Genomic DNA, 24,556 nt, shown 5'->3' on the forward strand with positions numbered 1-24,556 from the left:
CGCGCAGCAATTCCACCGGGAAGGTTGCAGGCACCTCCAGGCGCACCTGGCCACCGGCGCCGCCGGTCTGGCCGTCGCCACCGGGCTGGCCGTCCCAACCGCGGCTGGCCTGCCCCCACAAGCAGCCGGCGGCATCGCCGTCGGCGCCGTCCAGCCCCGGGTGACCCGGTGCACCAATGCCGCCGCGCACGTCCAGGGTCATCTCGCTGACCTGGACATTCACCAGGCGCAGGCTGATATCGCGGCCAGGGGTGGCCGGCCTGGACGAGCTGCCGGACAAGCCGGACGCGGTGATATGGCTGCCGGTGCCGATCGCGCCGCTTTCCACTTCCAGGCGAAAGCCTTGCTCGGATGGTGCGATGCCGAGGCGCGCCTCGCGCCCCATGCGCAGCTCACCGATACGCAGTTCGGTGACGCCGGCCGGGATCAGCAGGGTCGCGTAGTCGGCGACCTCGACCTGGTCGAGGCTCAGGCTGCCGGACCTGGATGGCAGTTTGAGGAAGCTGTGGGCGTCCACCTTCACCTGGCCCCCGGCAAGAGCCATAGGCGCGATCAGGGCCGCCAGCAGGCAGAGCTTACGCATGGCCAGCCCCCTTGGCGCCGTGGCGCGGCAGGCTGAGCAGGTGGAGTACCCCGAATAGCAGCAGCTGCAGACGATCCCGCCAGGGATTGGCCCGCCCACGCAGCAGCGAGTTGAACAGCAGGATTTCGAACAGGTGCACCAGGATCAGCAGGATACCGGCACCGTTGAGCAGCATTTCGAATGGCCTGGCGAAAGGCGACAACAGATTGACGATCACCACCAGCCAGAACATCAGGGCAACCAGCTTGCCCAGCCCCATGAATAAGCGCATGCCTCCCCCTAGCATTTTTTAGTTTTGCGGAACATACGCCGAAGCCCGTCGGCGCACCAGAGCATGGCTGGGAAACGCGCGGGGTCGGGGGCAGTGCCTGCACATCGATCGGAACTTTCGGTCAGCGGTCGACCTGTATTTCCACCCTGCGGTTCTTTGCGCGACCTTCATCCGATTCGTTGTCCGCCACCGCCTGGCTTTCACCCATGCCCTGAGTGCTCAGCTTGTCGGCCGGAACACCCTGGCTCGCCAGGAAGTCCGCGACGCTTTGCGCCCGACGTTCCGACAGACCCTGGTTGTATTGGTCGGAGCCGACGTTGTCGGTATGGCCGATCACCTTGGCGCCCACCAGGCTGGCACTGACCAGGCGATTGGCGATGTCCGCCAACTGATCCTTGGCCGAAGAGGTGAGCTCCGCCGAATCGAAGGCGAAGAGTACATTGCCCATGTCGCTGAGCACTATCACCTCATCCTGGGAGGGCGGCGCTTCGGCGGCCAGCGCCTGGGGATAGGTGCGCTCCGGGCAGCCATTGACGTTGACCTGAGTGTTCCGCGGGGTATTGGGGCAGGTATCGCGGCGATCGAAAACACCGTCGTCGTCGGCATCGCCGTCCTGTGCGTAGCAGATCAGGCCACCGGCTATGGCACCTGCCGCAGCGCCACCCGCCGCCCAAGCCGAGCTTTCGATGGCACCCAGGCCTCCGCCGGCCAGGCCTCCGATCAGGCTGCAAACGGGCCAATTCCCCTGGTTGACCACTGCACCGCCATCGCTGGAAGTAGATGCGCAGCCAGAAAGGAAACTACTGACCAGAAGAAAGGAAATCGCAACCCGGGGAAGGTGGGTGCTCATAATGGGTTCTCCTGTGTCTCCGGCCAAGCCGGTAAGCAGGAGTAAAGACCCGGGCCCCACGGCGCACAAGACGTGCGCCGTGGGTGCCTGGGATCAACGGTCGATCTGGATTTCCACGCGGCGGTTCATCGCGCGGCCGTCTTTGGTGGAATTGTCGGCCACCGGTTGGCTTTCACCTGCACCACCGACACTGACGATGCTGGAAGCCGGGATACCGTTGCTAACCAGGTAGTCGGCTACCGCTTGCGCACGGCGTTCCGAGAGTTTCTGGTTGTAGGCGTCGGCGCCGACACTGTCGGTATGACCGGTGATGGTCAGCCTGGCGTCCGGAGCTTCGTTCTTCAGGCGGCTGACGACGGTATCCAGCTTGGTTTCGTCGGCCGGGTCGAGTTTGGCGGAGTCGAATGCGAACAGCAGGTCGCGGACGACGATGGTTTCCTGTTCGACCACTACCACTTCTTCTACCACAGGTTCTTCAGCCTTGAGCGGGCAGCCATCGGCATCGACCTGGGTGCCGGGCGGTGTGCCTGGGCACTTGTCGCGGCTATCGAATACGCCATCACCGTCCTCGTCGCCATCCCCGTGTACCCAGCAGTAGGCAGCCGCCGTGCCTGCGCCGATCAGGGCGCCCCAGCCGGCGTAGGTGCTGCTTTCGATCGCACCCAGTCCCGCACCTACGACACCCCCTACTGCCGCGCACTTGGGCCAGTCGGTCTTCTGCAGGCCGGAGCAACCGGTCAACAGGCTGGTCACCAATATCAGGGGTAAAGCTGTCCGTGTAATGCTCATAAGCGAGTCTCCTCTTAGAATCGGCCCATCCCGACAAATAGGGAGTAAAGACGCCAGCCCCGGAAACCGCCAGCACTAGGCCATGACCCGCCTTCAAGCTAGTCTTGAACAACTTGTTCGAGGATTTTCGATGACTGACAGCTTCTCAATGCGCACTCCCCAACAGGCCCTCGCCGCCCTGCTCGAGCGCTACACCCCGCAAAGCCTGCTCCTGGTCGGCAACAGCCCGCTCCCGGCGCTCGAAGCCTTCGCCGCCGCGCACCCGCAAAGCCAGGTGGTACAGGTGCCCGCCGGCCCCCTGCCCACGGAGCAGGCCGCGCGCCGCTTCGACCTGGCGCTGCTGGCGGACTGCCTGGAACACCTGCCCAAGCGCACCGGCCTGCAACTGCTGGGCGGCATCCGCAACCTCAACGCCAGCCGGGTGGCGGTATTGGCGGACCTCAACGCCTGTGGCTGGCAGGACACCGACTTCTTCGCCCTGGCCCTGCAGGCGAGTGAACGCTTCCGTCGCGACGAGCAGACCCTGACCCTATTCACCTACGACCTGCGCGAGTACAAGCAGGTCCCCGACTGGCTGAACGCGAAGTTCTGGGCCAACCCGGAAAACTTCGGCAAGTACTGGTGGTAAGCCATGAGCACTGCGATCTGTCCCTGCGGTAGCGGCAATCTCCTCGAGCTTTGCTGCGGTCGTCATCACGCCGGCCACGCCGCCGCCAGCGCCGAAGCACTGATGCGTTCGCGCTACAGCGCCTACGTACTTGGGTTGGTGGACTACCTGGTGGAAACCACCCTGCCCGCCCAGCGCACCGGCCTCGACATGGAGGCGATCCGCGCCTGGAGCCTGTCGAGCACCTGGCTCGGGCTCGAGGTGGAAGGCCATGAACTGCTCGGCGGCCAGCCCGAGCACGCCTTCGTCACCTTCACCGCGCGCTGGCATGACCAGGGCGGCGAGCACAGCCACCGTGAGCGTTCCGCCTTCGTCCAGGCGGATGGCCGCTGGTACTTTCTCGACCCGACCGTTCCGCTCGATGCCGGACGCAACGACGCCTGTCCCTGCGGCAGCGGATTGAAGTTCAAGAAATGCTGCGCCAGCTACTTCTGAAGCAGAGATGACAAGGCCCGCATGTTGCGGGCCTCTTTCTATCTACCTGCTCTCTTCCAGGCTCAGGTGGGAAATGTCCGGCGGCGGCCCCGCCGGTGGCGTCTTCGCCTGTCCCATGTCGCTGCCAGCGGGTGCCAGGCTGAGGCTGGAAAGGTCGAATCGCGGCGGCGGCGTTTCCGGCCTGGCGTCCTGCAGGTCGGCGCCGACCGGGGCGATGCCGAAGTCCGGTGCATCCACCCCGACGAATGCGGCCATGTATTCATCGCGAGGCACCACCTTCAACCTGCCTGGCGCGTCGACGCGTGCCGGCGCCTGGGCCGGCGCGGCCTGGGGTTCGGGCTCCGGCGGTGGCGCCAGCTCGACCTCTTCTATCACCGGCTCCATCGACACAACCTCGACCAGCGCGCCAGCGCGCTCCAGGGTCGAGCGGTATTTTTCCGCGGCGGCTTCATCCAGGTTGTTCTTGAGAATCACGCGCCGCCCGGAGAAGAGCATGGCGATGCGCTGGGCGTCGGCCTGGAACAGCTTCGCCAGATTGGCCTGCACCAGCTCCCGCTGCGCCCCGGGAACCAGCTTCCCGGAAAAGGCAATCTCGTAACGACCCATTGGTCACACTCCTGTCCGAATTGACGAGCAGTATGGCGCAGGTTTTTTTCGGCCCACAACAGGTTGCGGCCGAGCACTTGCTTGTTACACTGAAGCGTCACTTGGAGTATTGCAATGTTTTACCAGGCGCAAACGATAAGAATTCTCAGCCTACTGTTTTTCTTTGCCCTTCCCTTTTCGGGCCTCAGTGGATGCTCCACCTGGATCAGCGGCAGTTTCCAGGATCCCGATGTGCGCCTGCTGAAGGTGGATGTGGTACGCGCCAAATTGCTGGAGCAGCAGTTCGTGCTGCGTTTTCGCATCGACAATCCCAACGATGTCAGCCTGCCGGTGCGCGGACTGGTCTACACCGTCCACCTCAACGACGTGAAACTCGCCTCCGGCGAATCCAGCACCTGGTTCACCGTGCCCGCCCATGGCAGCGAGACGTTCGAGGTACCGGTGCGCACCAACCTCTGGCGGCACATGAAGTACATCGTCAAACTCCTGGAAAAACCCGACGAGCCCATCAAGTACCGCCTCCAGGGCGAGGTGAAAACCGGGTTGATGTTCGGCAAGAGCGTGCACCTCAGCCGCAATGGCGAGATAATCCCCGGCAGTTACATCCCGGAGTAGAACCTTCATGAGTCAAGAACCCCACGTACATGGTCCGGACTGCAATCACGACCATGACCACGATCACCACCACGTGCATGGCCCGCACTGCAACCACGGCCACCAGGAGCCGGTGCGCAACCCGCTGAAGGAAGTGGGCCGCAACGATCCCTGCCCCTGCGGCAGCCAGAAGAAATTCAAGAAGTGCCACGGCGCCTGACGCCCGTGCACTCCTCCAGGCCCGCCTAGTGCGGGCCTGTTCATTTCAGGACCGAGCAAAGCCCAGCTGGAGCCTTCCCGATGATCGACCTGTATTACTGGACCACGCCCAACGGCCACAAGATCAGCCTGTTCCTCGAAGAGGCCGGTCTGCCCTACCGCATCCACCCGATCAATATCGGCAAGGACGAGCAGTTCCAGCCGCACTTCCTGAAGATCTCGCCGAACAATCGCATCCCGGCCATAGTCGACCAGGAGCCGGTGGATGGCGGTGAGCCCATCTCGCTGTTCGAGTCCGGCGCCATCCTGCTCTACCTGGCCGAGAAGACTGGCCGTTTCATTCCCCAGGATCTGCGCGGCCGCCAGGAATGCCTGCAATGGCTGTTCTGGCAGATGGGCGGGCTCGGTCCCATGGCCGGGCAGAACCACCATTTCAACCGCTTCGCCCCGGAGAAACTGCCCTACGCCATCCAGCGCTACCGCAAGGAAACCGCGCGTCTCTACGGAGTGCTCGACAAGCGCCTGGCTGACCGCGGCTTTGTCGCCGGCGACGAGTACAGCATTGCCGACATGGCCATTTACCCCTGGATCGACCGCCACGTCTGGCAGGAACAGAACCTGGACGATTTCCCCAACCTCAAGCGCTGGTACCTGGCGATCCAGGCCCGCCCGGCAACGGTCCGTGCCTACGCACTGGTGGAGCAGGTCAATCCGGCTGCGAAAAAGTAAGCTTGGCGGCGCTTGCGCGGCGCGGGGCGGCTCACTAACGTAGCGCGCTTGATCCGATGCCCGTCTCAGGAGAGCCCGTTCCATGGCTTCGCCAGCCCCCAAGCGCTTCCTTCCCCGGTTCTGCGTTGCCGCCGCCGCTGGCGCCATGATCGGCCTCAGCGGCTGCCAGTCCTGGCTGGACAGTCGCTACTCCGACAGCCTGCCGCCCACGTCCGGCTTCCAGCCGATGAAGGGCCTGGCGCAGAGCGTCTCGATCCGACGCAACCCGCTGGGCATGCCGCTGATCGAAACCACCACTTTCCACGACGCCCTGTTCACGCTCGGCTACGTCCACGCCTCCGACCGCCTCAGCCAGATGGTGGGGATGCGCCTGATGGCCGAGGGCCGCCTGGCCGAGATGGCCGGCCCCGGTGTGCTGGAGATCGACCGCTTCATGCGCGCGGTGAACCTGCGCAAGAGCGCCGACATCCTCTACAAGAACGCCTCGCCGCGCCTGAAAGAGTTCTTCGAGGTCTATGCCCGCGGCGTCAACGCCTACCTCTATCGCTACCGCGACAAGCTGCCGATGGACCTGGCCGAGTCCGGCTACAAGCCGGCCTACTGGAAACCTGAAGACTCGGTACTGGTGTTCAGCCTGCTGAACTTCGGCCTGGCGGTGAACCTGCAGGAAGAAATCGCCTCCCTGGTCCTGGCGCAGAAGGTCGGCGCCGACAAGCTGGCCTGGCTGACGCCGGTCTATCCGGACGAACCGCTGCCCTTCGAAGAGGCCGAGAAACTCAAGGGCCTGCAACTGGGCGGGCAGATTCCCGGCCTTGCTGCACTGGACGATGCCGCCGGGCAGATCGCCGCGCTCAACATGCTCGGCGTCGCCGCCTCCAACAACTGGGCCATCGCCCCGCAGAAGAGCCGCAGCGGTCGCAGCATCCTCGCCAATGACACCCACTTGCCAATATCCATGCCCTCGGTGTGGAACTTCGTGCAGATCCGCTCGCCGAAATTCCAGGCCGCGGGCGTGTCCATCGCCGGCGTGCCGGCCGTGGTCGCCGGCTACAACGGCAAGCTGGCCTGGGGCATGACCATGGTCATGGGCGACAACCAGGACCTGTTCCTGGAAAAGCTCAAGCGCGAAGGCAACCGCCTCTACTACCAGGCGAACGGCAAATGGCTGCCCACCAGCGAACGGGTGGAAACCTTCCTCATCAAGGGTGAGCGGCCTGTGCGCGAGGTGATCCACGAGACTCGCCACGGCCCGCTGCTGAACTCGGTGCTGGGCCAGCGCAAGCACCCGCTGCAGCCGCTGGAGATCAAGAGCGGCCTGGGGCTGGCCCTGCAGACCAGCCAGTTCGAAGCCGACCAGTCCCTGGACGCCTTCTTCGCCCTGTCCCGAGCCCAGTCGGTGGAAGAAGCCCACGAGGCCACCCGTGCCATTCGCGCAATGGGCCTGAACATCCTCTATGCCGACGCGAAGCACATCGCCTGGCAGGTAACCGGCCGTTACCCGAACCGCCGCGAAGGCCGTGGCCTGCTGCCCTCCCCCGGCTGGGACGGCCGCTATGACTGGGACGGCTTCGCCGACCCCATGCTCCACCCCTACGACCAGGACCCGGCCCAGGGCTGGCTTGGCACCGCCAACCACCGCACCGTCCAGGGCGGCTATGGGGTGCAGCTGTCCAGCTCCTGGTACTACCCGGAGCGCGCCGAACGCATCGCTGAACTGGCCGGCAGCGGCAAGCACGACTGGCAGAGCATGATCGCCATGCAGTACGACCAGACCAGCCCCTTCGTCGCCAAACTCAAGGCCATGCTGCAGGACCCGGGCATGGCCCAGCCCCTCAAGCAGGCCATCGCTGCACTGCCGCCCGCCGACCGGGCCAAGGCCCAGGAGGCCCTCGGCCGCCTGCAGGCCTTCGACGGCCGACTCAGCCCGACGTCGGCGGACGCCGCCTACTACGGCGCCTTCCTCCACGAGAGCGCGCGGCAGATCTTCCTCGACGAACTGGGCCCGGAATCCAGCCCCGCCTGGCGCGCCCTGGTGCAGGCCGCGGACCTGTCCTACTCGGCCCAGGCCGACCATCTGCTGGGCCGCGTCGACAGCCCGTTCTGGGATGACGTCAACACCCCTCAAAAGGAAGACAAGCCGGCGATCCTCGCGCGCAGCCTGGCGGCCGCCGTCACCTACGCCGAAAGCCGTCTGGGTGCCGACCGCAAGGCCTGGCAGTGGGGCAAGCTGCACAGCTACAACTGGGTCACCGAGAGCACCCAGCTAGCGCCGTACATGAGCGCCAGCCAGCGCACGGGCCTCAACGCGCTGAAGGGCTACCTGGACCGTGGCCCCTACCCGGCCGGCGGCGACCACAGCACCCTGAACGTGTCGGCCTACCACTGGGGACAGGGCTTCGACACCTGGCTGATCCCGGCCATGCGCATCATCGTCGACTTCGGCCAGCCCGAACCCATGATGGGCATTAACAGTTCCGGCCAGTCCGGCAACCCGGCCAGCCCGCACTATGCCGACGGCATCGATGCCTGGCTCAAGGCGCGCTACATGAAATTCCCTTTCCAGCCGCAGAACCTCGACGCTGTCTACGGCACCAAGCGCCTGATGCTGACCCCGCAAAAATGATCCAGGGGCGGCGGAACTTCCCGCCGCCGCTCCGATCTGATCCGGTGGACTTACTCCATAGATCACATTTCAAGGCGCTCTCGAGCGCCTTTTCTTTTGCCTGCTCGCCGGCACAGAGCTGCCTTTCCTGTGGGGGCGAATTCATTCGCCAACCGGACCGCAGGTCCGGCCTGTGGGCTCGAACGGGGCCGCTGCGCGTCCCTTGGCGAATGAATTCGCCCCTACAAGGTTTCATGCCACCCCGAGCGTCTTCTTGCACCACACTGCCCCTTGCCGCATCCTGCGCCCTTCACCGCCCGACTGGAGCTTCGAGAACCGACATGCCCGACAGCGCCTTCTCCGGTCGCATTGTCCAGAACCTGCTGGACACCGATTTCTACAAGCTGACCATGATGCAGGCGGTGCTGCACAACTACCCCAACGCCGAAGTCGAATGGGAGTTCCGCTGCCGCAATGACGAGGACCTGACGCCCTACCTGGCCGAGATCCGCTACCAGATCGAGCAACTGGCGGACATCTCCATCACCGCCGACCAACTGGCCTTCCTCGAACGCATTCCCTTCATCAAGCCTGACTTCATCCGCTTCCTCAGCCTGTTCCGCTTCAACTTGCGCTACCTCCAGCTGGGCATCGAGGACGGGCAGCTCTGCGTGCGCCTGCGCGGCCCCTGGCTGCACGTGATCCTCTTCGAGATCCCCCTGCTGGCGATCATCAGCGAAGTACGCAACCGCTACCGTTACCGCGACATCAAGCTGGTCCAGGCGCGCGAGCAGCTCTACCGCAAGCTCGACTGGCTCAGGGCCAATGCCAGCGATGAAGAACTGGCCGGCTTCCAGCTGGCCGACTTCGGCACCCGCCGGCGCTTCTCCTACCGGGTCCAGGAAGAAGTGATGCACATCCTCAAGCGCGATTTCCCCGGCCGCCTGGTCGGCACCAGCAATGTGCACCTGGCCCGCGAGTACGACATCAAGCCCATCGGCACCATGGCCCACGAGTGGCTGATGGCGCACCAGCAGCTCGGCCCGCGGCTGATCGACAGCCAGATCGCCGCCCTCGACTGCTGGGTGCGCGAATACCGTGGCCTGCTCGGCATCGCCCTGACCGACTGCATCACCATGCGGGCCTTCCTCAACGACTTCGACCTCTACTTCGCCAAACTCTTCGATGGCCTGCGCCACGACTCGGGCGACCCCCTGGCCTGGGCCGAAAGCGCCATCAGCCATTACGAGAAGCTCGGCATAGACCCGCAGACCAAGACCCTCGTATTCTCCGACGGACTCGACCTGCCCCGCGCGCTCGCGCTCTACCGTGCCTTGCGCGGACGCATCCACGTCAGTTTCGGCATAGGCACCAACCTGACCTGCGATATCCCGGGCGTCGAACCCATGAACATCGTCATCAAGATGACCGGTTGCAACGGCCAGCCGGTGGCGAAGATCTCCGATACGCCGGGCAAGACCCAATGCCGCGACGAAAATTTCGTCGCCTACCTGAAACATGTTTTCCGCGTCGCCGATACCCAGTAAGGACTCCCCATGAGCAGCAACCGCCAGCAAGAAATCGCCCAAGCCCTGGACGTTGTCCCGCCCTTCGCCGACGAAGCCGCGATGCGGGCCGAGATCGAACGCCGCAAGACCTTCATCAAGGACTGCCTGCGCAAGTCCGGCCTGAAGGTCCTGGTGCTCGGCATCAGCGGCGGCGTCGACTCCACCACCGCCGGCCGCCTGGCCCAGCTCTCGGTCGAGGAACTGCGCGCCGAGACCGGCGATGCCGGCTACCGCTTCATCGCCGTGCGCCTGCCCTACAACGTCCAGCACGACGAGGCCGACGCCCAGGTGGCGATGAACTTCATCGACGCCGATGAAGAAGAAACCGTGAACATCGCCGACAGCGTGACCGGCCTGGCCGACCAGGTCGCCCACCTGAACCACCTCACCGATGCCCGCCGCGACTTCGTCACCGGCAATATCAAGGCGCGCATCCGCATGGTGGCCCAGTTCGCCATCGCTAACGCCAACAACGGCCTGGTGATCGGCACCGACCACGCCGCCGAGGCGGTGATGGGCTTCTTCACCAAGTTCGGCGACGGCGCCTGCGACCTGGCGCCCCTCTCAGGCCTGGTGAAGAACCAGGTGCGCAGCATCGCCCGTCACCTGGGCGCACCGGATTCCCTGGTGCACAAGGTACCCACTGCCGACCTGGAAGAACTGCGCCCGGGCAAGCCGGACGAGGAAGCCCACGGCGTGACCTACATGGAGATCGATGCCTTCCTCCACGGCCAGCAAGTCAGCCCCGAGGCCTACGCCACCATAGTGCGGACCTACGACAACTCCCAGCACAAGCGCATGCTGCCGCTGGTGCCCTGATCCCGGCAACACGCCCCCTGTAGGGTGGACCGCGCTTCTTGGTCCACCATCGGTGGTCCGGCATGGCTTCGATGGTGGGCAGAAAAGCGCTGCCCCACCCTACAGAAAGCCCCCCGCCCGATCTCATACATCTCACAGGCACAAAAAAGCCGGGCATCTGCCCGGCTTTTTCATTCCCGAATGGCCTCAGGTACGGGGCAGGGTCACCCCGGTCTGGCCCTGGTACTTGCCGCCACGGTCCTTGTACGACACTTCGCAGGCTTCGTCCGACTGCAGGAAAAGCATCTGCGCCACGCCTTCATTGGCGTAGATCTTCGCCGGCAGGTTCGTGGTGTTGGAGAACTCCAGGGTTACGTGGCCTTCCCACTCCGGCTCCAGCGGGGTCACGTTGACGATGATGCCGCAGCGCGCGTAGGTGCTCTTGCCCAGGCAGATGGTCAGCACATCGCGGGGAATGCGGAAATATTCGACCGTGCGGGCGAGGGCGAAGGAGTTCGGCGGGATGATGCAGACATCGCTCTTGATGTCGACGAAGCTCTTCTCGTCGAAGTTCTTCGGGTCCACCACCGCGGAGTAGATGTTGGTGAACACCTTGAACTCGTCGGCGCAGCGCACGTCGTAGCCGTAGCTGGACACTCCGTAGGAAATCACGCGGTTCGCGTCCGCGCCGCGCACCTGACGCTCGACGAAGGGCTCGATCATCCCGTGTTCCTGTGCCATGCGGCGAATCCACTTGTCCGATTTGATGCTCATGGCGGCTGTCCTGTCAGGGGCTGAAAAATGACGGCGAATCTTACAGTTCGGCGGAAGCCTCGGCAAAGGCCCCGCCGGATGGCCGGGCCGTCAGTCGTCGCTGACAGTGATGTTCGGCATGGCGACGGCGGCTTGCTCCGAGAGCGCGATGCGCGCGCCGACGCAGCGGGCCATCTGCTGGTAGATCATGGCGATCTGGCTTTCCGGATCGGCAATGGTGGTGGGCTTGCCGCCATCGGACTGCAGACGAATGGCCATGGACAGCGGCAGGGACGCCAGCAGCTCGACGCCATACTGGGCAGCCAACTTCTCGCCACCGCCTTCGCCGAACAGGTGCTCGACATGGCCGCAGTTGGAACAGATGTGCACGGCCATGTTCTCCACCACGCCCAGCACGGGGATATTGACCTTGCGGAACATCTCCACGCCCTTCTTGGCGTCCAGCAGGGCCAGATCCTGCGGCGTGGTGACGATCACCGCGCCAGCCACCGGCACCTTCTGCGCCAGGGTCAGCTGGATGTCGCCGGTGCCCGGCGGCATATCCACTACCAGGTAGTCGAGGTTGTCCCAGGCGGTCTGGGTGATCAGCTGGATCAGCGCACCGGACACCATCGGCCCGCGCCAGACCACCGGGGTGTTCTCGTCGGTGAGGAAGGCCATGGACATGACCTCGACGCCATGGGCCTCCAGGGGCACGAAGAACTTCTGGTCGCGCACCTTCGGCCGGGTACCGTCCGGGATGCCGAACATGATGCCCTGGCTGGGACCGTAGATATCGGCATCGAGGATGCCCACCCGCGCGCCCTCGCGGGCCAGCGCCAGCGCCAGGTTGGCAGCGGTGGTGGACTTGCCCACCCCGCCCTTACCGGAGGCCACAGCGATGATGTTCTTCACGTTGGCCAGGGCCGGCACCTGGTCCTGGGCCTTGTGCGCGCCGATCACGCAGTCCACCTGCACCTCGGCGCTGGCCACGCCATCCAGGTTCTCCAGCGCCATCTTCAACATCTGCGCCCAGCCGGCCTTGAACAGCCCGGCGGCATAACCGAGCTCCAGGCGCACGCGGACCTTGCCGCCCTGAATGTCGACCTCGCGCAGGCAGCCGGCGCTGACCGGGTCCTGGTCGAGATGGGGATCGGTAAACTGGCGCAGGGTGGCTTCGACCAGATCGCGGGACAGGGTGGTCATGACGGGACTCCAGATAAAGACCGAGCAAGCCAGACTGCATGAAACCTGCTGCGCTCGGCCATGCGGTGTTAAAAACAGCCTCGGAACGCTCATTTACAAACGTAAAATGCGCTTCCTCGGCTGTTTTTGCCTTGCCTGACCTTCGCTCGCGACGTTTTCAAACTGTCTGGAAACAGGCGGCTATCCTACCCGACCACCCGGCCGCTGGGTCCTCCGGGCGTGAAAAAATCGCGCTGGGCCTATATAGTTGCCGACTTCCCTTTTGTTTCGTATCCGGTAGCCGAGCACCATGACCGAGCCCCGCAAGATCCTTGTGACAAGCGCCCTCCCCTATGCCAACGGGTCCATCCACCTTGGGCATATGGTCGAGTACATCCAGACCGATATCTGGGTGCGCTTCCAGAAGATGCGCGGCAACGAGGCCATCTACGTCTGCGCCGACGACGCCCACGGCTCGGCCATCATGCTGCGCGCCGAGAAGGAGGGCATCACCTCCGAGCAGCTGATCGACAACGTGCGTACCGAGCACACCACCGACTTCGCCGACTTCCTGGTGGACTTCGACAACTACTACTCGACCCACTCGGACGAGAACCGCGTCCTCTCCAGCAGCATCTACACCAAGCTGCGCGACGCCGGCCACATCGGCACCCGCCCGGTGACCCAGTATTACGACCCGGAAAAGCAGATGTTCCTGGCCGACCGCTTCATCAAGGGCACCTGCCCGAAATGCGGCACCGATGACCAGTACGGCGACAACTGCGAATCCTGCGGCGCGACCTACTCGCCCACCGAGCTGAAAAATCCCAAGTCGGCCATCTCCGGCGCCACCCCGGTGCTCAAGGAGTCACTGCACTACTTCTTCAAGCTGCCGAACTTCGACGCCATGCTCAAGGAGTGGACCCGCGGCGGTGCGCTGCAGGAGTCGGTGGCCAACAAGATCGCCGAATGGCTGGATGCCGGCCTGCAGGAGTGGGACATCAGCCGTGACGCGCCCTACTTCGGCTTCGAGATCCCGGACGCCCCCGGCAAGTACTTCTACGTCTGGCTGGACGCCCCCATTGGCTACATGGCCAGCTTCCAGAACCTCTGCGCGCGCCGTCCGGAACTGGACTTCGACGCTTTCTGGAACAAGGACTCCAAGGCCGAGCTGTACCACTTCATCGGCAAGGACATCGTCAACTTCCACGCCCTGTTCTGGCCCGCCATGCTCGAAGGCGCCGGCTACCGCAAGCCGACCGCGCTCAACGTGCACGGCTACCTCACAGTGAACGGGCAGAAGATGTCCAAGTCGCGCGGCACCTTCATCAAGGCGCGCACCTACCTCGACCACCTGAGCCCGGAATACCTGCGCTACTACTACGCCTCCAAGCTCGGCCGCGGTGTCGACGACCTCGACCTGAACCTCGAAGACTTCGTGCAGAAGGTCAACTCCGACCTGGTGGGCAAGGTGGTCAACATCGCCAGCCGTTGCGCCGGCTTCATCCACAAGGGCAACGCCGGCAAGCTGGTAGCGGAGAACGCCGCGCCAGAGCTGTTCGACGAGTTCCGCGCAGCTGCCCCCGGCATCGTCGAAGCCTATGAAAACCGCGATTTCGCCCGCGCCATGCGCGAAATCATGGCTCTGGCCGACCGCGCCAACGCCTACATCGCCGACAAGGCGCCCTGGGCCCTGGCCAAGCAGGAAGGCAAGCAGGCCGAGGTCCAGGCCGTGTGCGCCGCCGGCGTCAACCTGTTCCGCCAGCTGGTGATCTTCCTCAAGCCGGTGCTGCCGAAACTGGCCGCCGACGCCGAGGCCTTCCTCAACATCGCCCCGCTGACCTGGGACGACCACAAGGTGCTGCTCGCCGACCATCAGCTGAACCCGTTCAACCCGCTGATGACACGCATCGAGCCGGCGAAGATCGACGCCATGGTCGCCGCCTCCAAGGAAGACCTGGCCGCCGCCTCCGCCCCCAAGGGCAACGGCGAACTGGCGAAGGACCCGCTGGCGGCGGAAATCGCCTTCGACACCTTCGCCGCCGTCGACCTGCGCATCGCGCTGATCGAGAAGGCCGAGTTCGTCGAAGGTGCCGACAAGCTGCTGCGCCTGACCCTGGATATCGGCGATGCCAAGCGCAACGTCTTCTCCGGTATCAAGAGCGCCTACCCGGACCCGAGCAAGCTGGAAGGCCGCCTCACCCTGTACGTTGCCAACCTGGCGGCGCGCAAGATGAAGTTCGGCGTCTCCGAAGGCATGGTCCTGGCCGCCGGCCCCGGTGGCGAAGAGATCTACCTGCTCAGCCCCGACAGCGGCGCCAAGCCGGGTCAGCGGGTCAAGTAAGGCCCCGAGCTACAGCACAACGCCCGCTTCTGCGGGCGTTTTGTTTCGCTCGGCATAAGCCCGCCGATGGGTTCCGCTAGAGCGAAGCGAAACCCATCGGTAAGGATCAGCCCCGACAAGGGCCTGAGCTAGCCTTGTAGCAGGGCACAGGCCGTCGCGGCCGCGCCCCTGTACCGCTCCGGTTGCATCCCGGATAATACGCGGCCCTTTTTCCAGCCTGGCGACGCCACGCCCTATGACCGATTTCATCTTCGCCCTGCTCGGTGCAGCGCTGGTCAACAACCTCGTTCTCGGCCTGCCGCTTGGCGCCGACAGCCTGCGCCAGCCACGCAGCCAGGCCCTGGCGCTGACCGGCGGCGCGCTGATCGCCCTGGCCACCCCGCTCGCCTGGCTGATCGACCAACTGCTGCTGGCTCCGCTGGAGCTGGCCGCATTGCGTCTGTTCGTGTTCCTGCCGCTGCTGGCGCCGCTCGCCTGGCTCTGCCTGCAAGGGCTCGCTCGCCTGCGCCCGCAACTGCCGCGCGACGGTCTCTGGCCGCTGCTGCTGGCCAACGGCGCGGCGCTCGGCGCCATGTTGATCGGCAGTGCCGGCAGCTTCGCCGTGGCCCTGGGCCTCGGTCTTGGCGGCGGCCTGGGTTTCTGGCTGGTGCTCAGGCTGTTCGACGACCTGCTACAGCAGGTGGAGGAAGCCGATGTGCCGGCTCCCTTCCGTGGCACGCCCATGCTGCTGATCTGCGCCGGCCTGATGGGTCTGGCCTTCCTCGGCTTCAACGGCATGGGGGCGCAATGAACCAGGCCCTGATCCAGCGCATCGACGCCCTGCTGCCGCAGACCCAATGCGGCAAGTGCGGCCACCCCGGCTGCAAGCCCTACGCCGAAGGCATCGCCCAGGGCGAAGCCATCAACAAGTGTCCGCCCGGCGGCACCGCCACCATCATTGCCCTGGCCGACCTGCTACACGTCCAGCCGCTGCCCCTGGATGCGCCCAACGGCCCGGTGCCGCCGCAGATCGCCTTTATCCGCGAAGCCGAATGCATCGGCTGCACCAAGTGCATCCAGGCCTGCCCGGTGGACGCCATAGTCGGCGCCGCCAAGCAGATGCACACCGTCATCACGGACGAGTGCACCGGCTGCGAGCTCTGCGTGGCGCCCTGCCCGGTGGACTGCATCGACATCCTGCCGCTGGCCGAGCCGGCTGCCGGTGCGCAGCGCCAGCGCGCCGACCAGTTCCGCGAGCGCTTCGAATTCCGCAACGCCCGCCTCGCCCGTGACGAAGCCCGTCGCCAGGCCGAGCGCGAAGCCCGCGCTGCCCGCGCGGCCCAGGCCCAGCAGGCCACTGCCGCACCGGCGGACCCTGTCCAGGCCGCCATCGAGCGGGTCAAGGCGCAGAAGGCTGCCGCTCCCAGCCTCAGCGACCAGCAGAAGCGCCTGAAGATCGAGGCCGCCATGGCCCAGGTGGCGCTGAAGAAGGCCGAAACTCAACTGGAGATCTACGGCACCTCGGACCTCCAGGCCCAGGTCGCCGAGCTGCGTGCTGCCAACGACAAGGCCCAGGCCGCACTCAAGACGGCCATGGAAGCGCCGGCCCCGCAGGTGGACGAAGCCGCCCTCAAGCAGGCGAAGATCGCCGCCGCCATGAGCCGCGCCCAGCTGAGCAAGGCCGAGAAGGCCTTCGGTGAAACACCGAGCGCCGAACAGCAGGCCCAACTGGCGGAATTGCGCGTCGCCGTCGAACAGGCCCAGCAACGCCTGGACGCCTGCCAGGGCACTCCGGCCACACCCAGCGACGGAATGGCCCGTCTCAAGCAAGCGAAGATCGCCCTCGCCAGCCGCCGCACCGAACTCAAGGGCGCCGAACAACGTGGCGCCAGCGAGGCGGAACTGGCGCCCCTGCGCCAGGCCCTGGCCGATGCGGAAAAGGCGCTGCACGCCGCCGAAGATGCATCCGGTAAACAGCCACCGGACCTGCAGCGCATCGACAAGCGCCCCGTGGATCCGGCGCTGCGCGCCATGAAGACCGAACTGGCCTACGCCCGCGCCGACCTCAGCAAGCTGGAGCGCCAGGCCGGCACCGACCCGGCCACCCTGGCGCAGGCCTGCGAGCGCCTGGCCAAGGCCGAGAAAGCGCTCGATGAACAGCCCTGACCCGTGCTGCATTGGTTTCGTGCGAGTCCGACCATGACCACCCGCCCGGCCTTTGACCCGCGCCCCAGCATGCAGCTGGTGCTGGTCGCCTGCCTGCCGGGCCTGCTGGCTTTGTTCTGGCAGTACGGCTGGGGCAGCCTGCTGCAACTGCTGGTGGCAATTCCCGTCGTCCTCGCCTGCGAGGCCCTGGTGCGCCGCCTACGCCACCAGCCCGCGGCGCCGGACACGGCGCTTTTCAACCAGCCGCTGCTGGGCGAAGGCAGCGCCCTGGTCAGCGCCACCCTGCTGGCCCTGGCTCTGCCGCCCTACTCGCCCTGGTGGCTGACGGCCTGCGCCTGCGCCTTCGCCATCCTCTTCGGCAAGGCCCTGTTCGGCGGCTTCGGCCAGAACCCGCTCAACCCCGCCATGCTCGGCTATGCCCTGGCGCTGGTGGCCTTTCCGGCCCAGCTCAACCAGTGGCCCGCGCCCGGCCAGCACCTCGGCCTGGTCGAGTCCGTGCAGCAGGTGCTGGGGTTCGGCAGCGGACTGGTGGACGGCTGGAGCCAGGCGACCGCCCTGGACAGCCTCAAGCACAACGACCGCCTGACCGTGGATGAACTCTTTGGCGGCCACCCTGCCTTCGGTGGTTTCGGCGGGCGCGGCGCGGAGTGGGTCAACCTGGGCTTCCTCCTCGGCGGCCTGTTGCTGCTGCAACGCAAGGTGATCCGCTGGCACACGCCTGTGGGGTTCCTGGCCAGCCTCTTCGTCATCAGCCTGCTCTGCTGGAACGGTTCGGGCTCGGACTCCAATGGCTCGCCGCTGTTCCATCTGTTCAGCGGCGCCACCATGCTCGGCGCCTTCTTCATCGCCACCGAGCCGGTCTCCGGCGCCGGCAACGACCGCGCCCGCCTGCTGTTCGGCGTTGGCACGGGCCTGCTGGTCTATCTGATCCGCACCTGGGGCGGCTATGCCGATGGCGTGGCCTTCGCCGTGCTGCTGATGAACCTGCTGGTGCCGACACTTGATCGCCTCGCCATACGCGGCCAGGAGGCGCAGCCATGAAGGGCCGCGCACTGGTGATCCTGGCCCTGCTCGCGGGCCTCGGCCTGGCGCTGCTGGTCGCCGCCAACCAGTTACTGGCCGGACGTATCGAGGCTGGGCGCCAGGCCGCCGATGAGCGCGCCCTGCTCGACCTGCTCCCCGCCGGCAGCTACGACAACCACCCGCTGACCAGGCCCATTGCCCTGCCGCCAAGCGAGCTGCTGGGCAGCCCGCCCCCGCCTTCCGCCTGGCTGGCCACGCGCGAAGGCGTTCCGGTGGCGGTGCTGCTGCCCGCCACCGCCAAGGGCTACGAAGGCCCGATCCGCCTGCTGCTGGCGATCCGCCCCGACGGCCGCTTGCTGGCCGTCAAGGTCCTCGGCCATCAGGAAACCGCCGGGATAGGTGATCGCATCGAACCGGCGCGCAGCCCCTGGCTGCAGACATTCACCGATGTCTCCCTGGCCAACCACCCGGAAGCGGAATGGCGGGTGAAGGCCGACAACGGCCAGTTCGACCAGATCGCCGGCGCCACCATCACCTCCCGCGCCGTGGTCAGCGCCACCCAGCACTCGCTGCAATTCTTCGACGGCCACCGCCAGCAGTTGCTGGGCAGCGCCGGGCAGGCTTCGCCATGAACACCCACCACTTCGGCCTGATGGGCCTGGCCCTGCTGATGGGCGCCACGGACCTGCTGGTGAAGGGCCTCGGCCTGGCCTTGGCCGGTTTGCCCCTACTGCTGCTCTTCGGCCTGGCCTTACCAGCCCTGCGGCGACACCTGGAAGGCGTCGGCTACTGGCTGGGCGCCCTGCTACTGGCGGCCCTGCTGGCGAGCCTGGCGAACCTGCTGATGCAAGCTGGTGCCTTCGAGCTGCAACGCGCCTTCGGCCCTTATCTCTACCTGCTGGTGCTGCCCTGCCTGCAACTGGCCAGCGAGATATCCACAGGCCCTCGCGACGGCCTGCGCGCAGGTCTCACCTTCGCCCTGCTCGCCCTGCTGCTGGGCGCCCTGCGCGAAGTCCTGGGCCATGCCAGCCTGTTCGCCCATTTCGACTGGCTGCTGGGGCAGGTCGCATTGCCCTGGACCCTCCAGTTCGGCGCCGATGGCATTCCCCTGTTCGTCCTGGCGCCCGGAGGCTTTATCCTGCTAGGTACGCTACTGGCGCTCGTGCGCCGCCTGACCACCCGGACACCCGACTCCAGATGAACGCTGCGAAACGCTACGAAATCTTCCGCCGCCTCCACGACGACGACCCCAACCCCACCACCGAACTGGCCTACAGCACGCCCTTCGAGCTGCTGATCGCCGTCATCCTCTCCGCCCAGGCCACCGACGTGGGGGTGAACAAGGCCACGGCCAAGCTGTACCCGGTAGCCAACACCCCGGAAGCCATTTACGCCCTAGGCGTGGAGGGGCTGTCGGAGTACATCAAGACCATCGGCCTGTTCAACAGCAAGGCGAAGAACGTCATCGAGACCTGCCGCATCCTCATCGAGAAGCACAGCAGCCAGGTGCCGGACAACCGCGAGGACCTCGAAGCCCTGCCCGGGGTCGGCCGCAAGACCGCCAACGTGGTGCTCAACACCGCCTTCCGCCAACCGGCCATGGCGGTGGACACGCACATCTTCAGGGTCAGCAACCGCACCGGCATCGCACCCGGCAAGAACGTGCTGGAGGTGGAGAAAAAGCTGCTGAAATTCGTACCAAAAGAATTCCTGCTGGACGCGCACCACTGGCTGATCCTGCACGGCCGCTACGTCTGCGTGGCACGAAAGCCACGTTGCGGCGCCTGCCGCATAGAGGACTTGTGTGAGTACAAGTCGAAGACTTCCGACGATTGATAACCTATTGATTCGCTCAAGTATCCGATTGAAAAAATCTTTTTTACGGGCTCCAGCTTTGCCGTTATAAGGTGCGCCAATAGCGCCCCGCTTTGTGGAGTGACCCTTATGAGCACCGCCAAAGACGACATCGAGCTCGAAGAAGAATTCGTTTCCGAGGATGCCGAGGATTCAGAAGCCCCCGCAGAAACCGCGAAAACCAACCTGACCAAGCGCCGCATCATCGACAACTACCTCGAAGAACGGCGTTTGCAGAAGCAGCTTAACGATTACGACTTCGACCTGTAGTCGGCCCCCGTTTGAAAGCCCCGCAGATGCGGGGCTTTTTGTTTGTGCAGCGGCTCGATCCGCTGTAGGGGCGAATTCATTCGCCAAGGGACGCGCAGTGGCCCCCAATGAACCGTAGGGCGGACCTTCGGCCCGCTTGGCGATTGAAATCGCCCTCACAACAGAAGCCCCATTGCCGGCCGACTGCCCTGCGCTCGAACAGCGGGCAAAAAGAAGCCGGCACGAGGCCGGCTATATAAGGACGCACAACAAAATCGGTCAGCGCAGCTTTTCCATCAACTGGTAGTACCACATGCCCACCGCCAGCATGTGATTGCCCAGGCGCTCGCTCAGGGGCACGCGGATGTGCTGGCAGCGGGCGAAGGTGTCGAACTTCTCCAGGCTGCCGCTCATGGCGTTGGCCATGACCTCGCCCATGATGTGGGTGGTGGCCACACCGTGGCCGGAGTAGCCCTGGCAATACCAGACGTTCTTCGACAGCTTGCCCAGCTGCGGGATGCGGTTCATCACGATGCCCATGGCGCAGCTCCACTTGAAGTCGATCTCCACGCCTTTGAGCCTGGGGAAGGTGCGCTCGATGCAGGGACGCAGCTCGGCTGCGATATCGCGGGAGTCACGCCCCGAGTAGTTGGCACCGCCGCCAAACAGCAAGCGGCCGTCGCCGGTCATGCGGTAGTAGTCGAGGACGAAGCGGCAGTCGTAGACGGCCAGGTCCTGGGGGTTGATCTCCTTGGCCAGGTCACCCAGCGGCTTGGTGGTGACGATGCCACCCATGGCCGGGAAGATCATGCCCTTGAGCTGCTTGCGTTCCAGCTTGTGGTAGACGTCGCCGGCCAGCAGCACCTGCTGGGCGTTGATCCGGCCCCGGGTGGTGATCACCGCCGGACGGTCGCCGTGGATGATGTCCTGCACTTCCGAATGCTCGAAGATGAGCGCCCCCAGGCTGGCGGCGGCCTTGGCTTCGCCGATGCACAGGTTGAGCGGGTGCAGGTGCATGTTGCGGGTGTTCTTGATGGCGCCGACATAGAGGTCGGAGTCCAGGTGGCTGCGCACGCCGGCGGCGTCCAGCAGGGTCACTTCGTCGCCCATGCCGCGGCGCACCGCTTCTTCATAAGAGGCCTTCAGTTCGTCCATGTGCGAGGGCTTCATCGCCGCGTGCAGGTGGCCGTGCTTGAGGTCGCACTGGATGCCGTACTTGGCCACGCGGTTCTTGATGATCTCGTGGCCGCGCCAGCGCAGGTACCAGATGAAGTCGTCGACCTCGGCACCCAGATGACGGCTCATCTGCTTGCGCATGGCGGCATCGCCGGAAAGGCTGCCGGTGACCTGACCGCCATTGCGGCCGGTGGCGCCCCAACCGATCTTGTGGGTTTCCACCAGCGCCACCTTGTAGCCGCGCTCGGCCATTTCCACGGCCGTGGCGACGCCGGTGAAGCCGCCGCCGATGATGGCGATATCGACGTTCACCTCGCCTTCCAGCGTGGGATAGGCGGTCTCCTCGTTGAGGCTCGCGGAGTAGTAGGACGGCGCGCGCTCGGGGGCGGGCAGCGGGTGTTTGAATGCAGCGGTCATGGGTGGATCCTTTGGAAAATGCCCGGCGCCGTCAGGGCAGGCCTTCGGCCTGCTTGGCGAATGAACTCGCCCCTACAAGAACAGCCCCGGATCGATATTTGATAGTCGATTCAGGCCTGGGTCAGGTACCAGTTCCAGTCCTGCTCGCCGACCTCGGCCATGAACTGGCGGTACTCGGCGCGCTTCACGGCCAGGTAGACGCCGAGAAAGGCGGTACCGAAGGCGTCGCGCGCCCAGCTGGACTGTTCCAGGGCACGGAGCGAAGTGAGCCAGTCGGTGGGCAACAGCTCCTTGGCTTGGGCGTAGCCGTTGCCTTCCACCGGGTTGCCCGGGTCGAGACCCTCGCGGATGCCGCGGTGGATACCGGCGAGGATGGCGGCGGCGGCCAGGTAGGGGTTGGCGTCAGCGCCGCAGATGCGGTGTTCGATGTGCCGGCTGTTGGCCGGGCCGCCGGGCACGCGCAGGCTCACGGTGCGGTTATCCACACCCCAGGTCGGCGCCAACGGCGCGTAGCTGTTGGCCTGGAAGCGGCGGTAGGAGTTGGCGTTGGGGCAGAACAGCAGAAGCGAATCCAGCAGGCTCGCGAGCATCCCGCCCACTGCCTGGCGCAGCAGCGGGGTGCCGGCCCCCCCTTGAATATCGGAAAGCTCGCTGGCGAACTGGTTGCGGCCTTCGGCGTCGGCCAGGCTAACGTGCATGTGCATACCGGTGCCGGCCAGGTCGCCGAAGGGCTTGGCCATGAAGCAGGCCTGCATGCCATGGGAATGGGCCACGCCCTTTACCAGGCGCTTGTAGCGCACGGCCTGGTCCATGGCTTCCAGCGCGTCGCCGTGCTCCAGGGTGATTTCCACCTGGCCCGGCGCGTATTCGGAGATGGCAGTGCGTGCCGGAATGCCCTGGGCCTTGCAGGCGGCGTAGAGGTCGGCAAGGAAGGGTTCGATCTGCTCCAGCTCGCGCAGGCCGTAGACCTGGGTACCGCGCGGGCGGTTGCCGTCGGCATCCAGCGCCGGTTGCGGGCGGCCCTGGGCATCGCGCTTCTGGTCGAGCAGGTAGAACTCCAGCTCGCAGGCCATCACCGGGTGATAGCCGTCGGCCTTGAGGCGTTCGATCACGTCGATCAGCACATGGCGCGGGTCGGCGATGGCGGCGGGCATGCCCTCTTGCGGGTGCATGCTGACCTGCACGGCGGCGGTGGCCATCTTGCGCCAGGGCAGGCGCACCAGGCTGCCTTCCAGCGGGTAGGCGCGGCAGTCGATATCGCCCACGTCCCAGACCAGTCCAGAGTTCTCCACGTCCTCGCCGTGCATGGTCAGGCCGAGGATGGTGCTGGGCAACGGACGGCCGGTTTCATAAACGGCCAGCAGCTCGTCACGATGCAACAGCTTGCCGCGGGGAACGCCGTTGGCGTCGAGGATGAAGAGTTCGAAGGCATCGATGTCCGGGTTCTGCTCGAGGAAATCCCGGGCTTCCTGCACGCTGGCAAATTTCATGGCGCTCTCTTTAGTGCCCACGGGCACGCAATCAGGCCCTCGCCGACTTCGGCAAGGGACAGCAATCTCGTTCTGGGTGAGGTTTGGCCGCTGCAATGGCGGCCGGAATCAGGCGAAAGCGCTATCCGGCGGACGAGCGTGGCGGCAATGCCAGAGCGCCCAGAAGGCAAGTTCGAGCGGCAGGGAAATCAGGAGATGGGAGGCCCACTTGTGGGAGAACTGGACCTTGGGCGCGACTCCGGGAGCACGACGCGCGGCACGCACCAGCCCGAGGGGCAAGGCGGCCAGCAGCGATTGGTGCGGAGTGGGACAACCCATGAGGGAAAGCCGTGTTATTGGTATGCCCGGCAGGCTCGCACGGCGCCAAGGGTGAATAAAATCCAGGTTTTTCTATCTTTGGGTTAGCCCTGACTAAACATTAGGTGGCGATCGAGACCGAAGCCCAATGGACCTTTGCATCGAATTTCGGCTCGTTGGGCTTCGCTTCGCTCGCGGAACGCCGCCCGGCCCAACCTACGGGCCGCTTCGCGGCCATTCGCTACAGGTTTCCCGCCGGCCAGGCCAATCAGCGCAGCTTCAACGGATCCACCAACCCCGCCGCGATGGCCATCCCCACCAGGTCGGGCAAGCGCTCGGCCTGCATACGCTTCATCACCCGCGCGCGGTAGAGGTCGATGGTCTTCACGCTGATATCCAGCTGCTCGGCGATTTCGCGGTTGGTGTAGCCCTGCACCAGCGGCAACAGCACGTCGCGTTCGCGCGGGGTGAGACTGTCGAGGCGTTCCTGCAACTGGCCCTGTCCGCCGTTGGCGGTGCGGCGCTGGTCGAAACTGCTGAGGGCCTGCTGCACGCTGTCCAGCAGCAACTGCTCGTTGTAGGGCTTTTCGATGAAGTCGCGCGCTCCTGCCTTGAAGGCGCGGACCACGATGGGTACGTCGGCGTGGCCGCTGACGAAGATCACCGGCAGGTCGACGCCACGATTGCGCATTTCTTCCTGGACGTTGAGGCCGCCCATGCCGGGCATGCGCACGTCCAGCAGGACACAGGCGTCGAGGCTGGCGTCGCAGGCGTCGAGGAAGGCGCGGCCGCTGGTGAAGGGCAGCGCCTTGAGGCCCACCGACTCCAGCAGCCAGACGGTGGAGTCGAGCATGCCCTGGTCGTCGTCCACCACATAGACCACCTGTTCGCCGTTGGACATCGTTCCCCTCC

Annotated in this window: 26 protein-coding genes; 16 read left to right on the forward strand and 10 right to left on the reverse strand. The window is 65.4% G+C overall.

Features of this window, described 5'->3' with window-relative positions; all coding sequences use genetic code 11:
* From E8F12_RS15320 to E8F12_RS15335, 4 genes are all read right to left on the reverse strand, one after another.
* Positions 1-583: collagen-like protein (locus E8F12_RS15320; RefSeq protein WP_280326101.1), on the reverse strand; the 583-nt coding region annotated here is incomplete at its 3' end.
* The gene (locus E8F12_RS15325; RefSeq protein WP_280326102.1) at positions 576-854 is read right to left on the reverse strand and encodes a DUF1145 domain-containing protein; all 279 of its coding nucleotides are present in this window, start codon (positions 852-854) and stop codon (positions 576-578) included. The genes E8F12_RS15320 and E8F12_RS15325, both read right to left, overlap by 8 nt.
* 121 nt (positions 855-975) lie before the next feature.
* Positions 976-1,704 carry an OmpA family protein gene (locus E8F12_RS15330; protein WP_280326103.1) on the reverse strand — a complete coding sequence of 243 codons (729 nt, stop codon included), beginning with the start codon at positions 1,702-1,704 and terminating at the stop codon, positions 976-978.
* 93 nt (positions 1,705-1,797) lie between these two features.
* The gene (locus E8F12_RS15335; RefSeq protein ID WP_280326104.1) at positions 1,798-2,493 is read right to left on the reverse strand and encodes an OmpA family protein; all 696 of its coding nucleotides are present in this window, start codon (positions 2,491-2,493) and stop codon (positions 1,798-1,800) included.
* 130 nt (positions 2,494-2,623) lie between these two features.
* On the opposite strand from E8F12_RS15335, the gene E8F12_RS15340 reads away from it, so the two are divergent.
* Together E8F12_RS15340 and E8F12_RS15345 are read left to right on the forward strand one after the other, a co-directional pair.
* Positions 2,624-3,121, forward strand: a complete 498-nt coding sequence (locus E8F12_RS15340; protein WP_280326105.1) for a DUF6231 family protein — start codon at positions 2,624-2,626, stop codon at positions 3,119-3,121.
* A 3-nt stretch (positions 3,122-3,124) separates the two neighbouring features.
* Positions 3,125-3,595 carry a YchJ family protein gene (locus E8F12_RS15345; protein WP_280326106.1) on the forward strand — a complete coding sequence of 157 codons (471 nt, stop codon included), beginning with the start codon at positions 3,125-3,127 and terminating at the stop codon, positions 3,593-3,595.
* A 42-nt stretch (positions 3,596-3,637) separates the two neighbouring features.
* On the opposite strand, the gene E8F12_RS15350 is transcribed toward E8F12_RS15345, so the two are convergent.
* Positions 3,638-4,201, reverse strand: coding sequence for a hypothetical protein (locus E8F12_RS15350; RefSeq protein WP_280326107.1), 564 nt, complete (start codon positions 4,199-4,201; stop codon positions 3,638-3,640).
* Between the two features lie 114 nt (positions 4,202-4,315).
* Here E8F12_RS15350 and E8F12_RS15355 point away from each other — a divergent pair, with 114 nt between their 5' ends.
* The 6 genes from E8F12_RS15355 to nadE all read left to right on the forward strand — a co-directional run bounded on the left by E8F12_RS15355 (position 4,316) and on the right by nadE (position 10,732).
* The gene (locus E8F12_RS15355; RefSeq protein WP_280326108.1) at positions 4,316-4,816 is read left to right on the forward strand and encodes an LEA type 2 family protein; all 501 of its coding nucleotides are present in this window, start codon (positions 4,316-4,318) and stop codon (positions 4,814-4,816) included.
* 7 nt (positions 4,817-4,823) lie between these two features.
* Positions 4,824-5,015, forward strand: coding sequence for an SEC-C metal-binding domain-containing protein (locus E8F12_RS15360; protein ID WP_280326109.1), 192 nt, complete (start codon positions 4,824-4,826; stop codon positions 5,013-5,015).
* An 80-nt stretch (positions 5,016-5,095) separates the two neighbouring features.
* A complete protein-coding gene (locus E8F12_RS15365; protein WP_280326110.1) occupies positions 5,096-5,743 on the forward strand; it encodes a glutathione binding-like protein in 648 nt (215 codons plus the stop codon).
* A gap of 82 nt (positions 5,744-5,825) precedes the next feature.
* Positions 5,826-8,366, forward strand: a complete 2,541-nt coding sequence (locus tag E8F12_RS15370; RefSeq protein ID WP_280326111.1) for a penicillin acylase family protein — start codon at positions 5,826-5,828, stop codon at positions 8,364-8,366.
* Between the two features lie 320 nt (positions 8,367-8,686).
* On the forward strand, positions 8,687-9,892 hold the full coding sequence (gene pncB / locus E8F12_RS15375; RefSeq protein ID WP_280326112.1) for a nicotinate phosphoribosyltransferase: 1,206 nt from the start codon (positions 8,687-8,689) through the stop codon (positions 9,890-9,892).
* Between the two features lie 9 nt (positions 9,893-9,901).
* Positions 9,902-10,732: an ammonia-dependent NAD(+) synthetase gene (nadE, locus tag E8F12_RS15380; protein WP_280326113.1), complete on the forward strand. Its 831-nt coding sequence runs from the start codon at positions 9,902-9,904 to the stop codon at positions 10,730-10,732.
* Between the two features lie 186 nt (positions 10,733-10,918).
* Here the strand turns inward: nadE and dcd are convergent, their stop codons facing one another.
* Together dcd and apbC are read right to left on the reverse strand one after the other, a co-directional pair.
* Positions 10,919-11,485, reverse strand: a complete 567-nt coding sequence (dcd, locus tag E8F12_RS15385; protein ID WP_280326114.1) for a dCTP deaminase — start codon at positions 11,483-11,485, stop codon at positions 10,919-10,921.
* Positions 11,486-11,575: 90 nt separating this feature from the next.
* The gene (gene apbC, locus E8F12_RS15390) at positions 11,576-12,670 is read right to left on the reverse strand and encodes an iron-sulfur cluster carrier protein ApbC (protein ID WP_280326115.1); all 1,095 of its coding nucleotides are present in this window, start codon (positions 12,668-12,670) and stop codon (positions 11,576-11,578) included.
* A gap of 289 nt (positions 12,671-12,959) precedes the next feature.
* Here apbC and metG point away from each other — a divergent pair, with 289 nt between their 5' ends.
* The 8 genes from metG (at position 12,960) to E8F12_RS15430 (ending at position 20,285) form a co-directional block, all read left to right on the forward strand.
* Positions 12,960-14,993: a methionine--tRNA ligase gene (gene metG / locus E8F12_RS15395; RefSeq protein ID WP_280326116.1), complete on the forward strand. Its 2,034-nt coding sequence runs from the start codon at positions 12,960-12,962 to the stop codon at positions 14,991-14,993.
* Positions 14,994-15,228: 235 nt separating this feature from the next.
* Positions 15,229-15,783: an Rnf-Nqr domain containing protein gene (locus E8F12_RS15400; protein ID WP_280326117.1), complete on the forward strand. Its 555-nt coding sequence runs from the start codon at positions 15,229-15,231 to the stop codon at positions 15,781-15,783.
* On the forward strand, positions 15,780-17,138 hold the full coding sequence (gene rsxB / locus E8F12_RS15405) for an electron transport complex subunit RsxB (RefSeq protein WP_280326118.1): 1,359 nt from the start codon (positions 15,780-15,782) through the stop codon (positions 17,136-17,138). The genes E8F12_RS15400 and rsxB overlap by 4 nt, the downstream gene beginning before the upstream one ends.
* Positions 17,139-17,171: 33 nt before the next feature.
* Positions 17,172-18,179, forward strand: coding sequence for an RnfABCDGE type electron transport complex subunit D (locus E8F12_RS15410; RefSeq protein WP_280326119.1), 1,008 nt, complete (start codon positions 17,172-17,174; stop codon positions 18,177-18,179).
* Positions 18,176-18,793 (forward strand): RnfABCDGE type electron transport complex subunit G, encoded by a 618-nt coding sequence (locus E8F12_RS15415; protein ID WP_280326120.1) that lies wholly within the window; start codon positions 18,176-18,178, stop codon positions 18,791-18,793. Before E8F12_RS15410 ends, E8F12_RS15415 begins: the two co-directional genes overlap by 4 nt.
* The gene (locus E8F12_RS15420; protein ID WP_280326121.1) at positions 18,790-19,362 is read left to right on the forward strand and encodes an Rnf-Nqr domain containing protein; all 573 of its coding nucleotides are present in this window, start codon (positions 18,790-18,792) and stop codon (positions 19,360-19,362) included. The genes E8F12_RS15415 and E8F12_RS15420 overlap by 4 nt, the downstream gene beginning before the upstream one ends.
* The gene (gene nth, locus E8F12_RS15425; protein ID WP_280326122.1) at positions 19,359-19,997 is read left to right on the forward strand and encodes an endonuclease III; all 639 of its coding nucleotides are present in this window, start codon (positions 19,359-19,361) and stop codon (positions 19,995-19,997) included. The genes E8F12_RS15420 and nth overlap by 4 nt, the downstream gene beginning before the upstream one ends.
* A 108-nt stretch (positions 19,998-20,105) precedes the next feature.
* Complete coding sequence (locus E8F12_RS15430) at positions 20,106-20,285, forward strand: hypothetical protein (RefSeq protein ID WP_280326123.1); 180 nt, start codon at positions 20,106-20,108, stop codon at positions 20,283-20,285.
* Between the two features lie 258 nt (positions 20,286-20,543).
* Here the strand turns inward: E8F12_RS15430 and E8F12_RS15435 are convergent, their stop codons facing one another.
* From E8F12_RS15435 to E8F12_RS15445, 3 genes are all read right to left on the reverse strand, one after another.
* Positions 20,544-21,857, reverse strand: coding sequence for an FAD-binding oxidoreductase (locus E8F12_RS15435; protein ID WP_280326124.1), 1,314 nt, complete (start codon positions 21,855-21,857; stop codon positions 20,544-20,546).
* Positions 21,858-21,967: 110 nt separating this feature from the next.
* Positions 21,968-23,347, reverse strand: a complete 1,380-nt coding sequence (locus E8F12_RS15440) for a glutamine synthetase family protein (RefSeq protein WP_280326125.1) — start codon at positions 23,345-23,347, stop codon at positions 21,968-21,970.
* Between the two features lie 565 nt (positions 23,348-23,912).
* Positions 23,913-24,545: a response regulator transcription factor gene (locus tag E8F12_RS15445; protein WP_280326126.1), complete on the reverse strand. Its 633-nt coding sequence runs from the start codon at positions 24,543-24,545 to the stop codon at positions 23,913-23,915.
* Positions 24,546-24,556 lie beyond the last annotated feature (11 nt).

The organism is Pseudomonas sp. BN102 (assembly GCF_029871245.1).
Classification (GTDB): Bacteria; Pseudomonadota; Gammaproteobacteria; order Pseudomonadales; family Pseudomonadaceae; genus Metapseudomonas.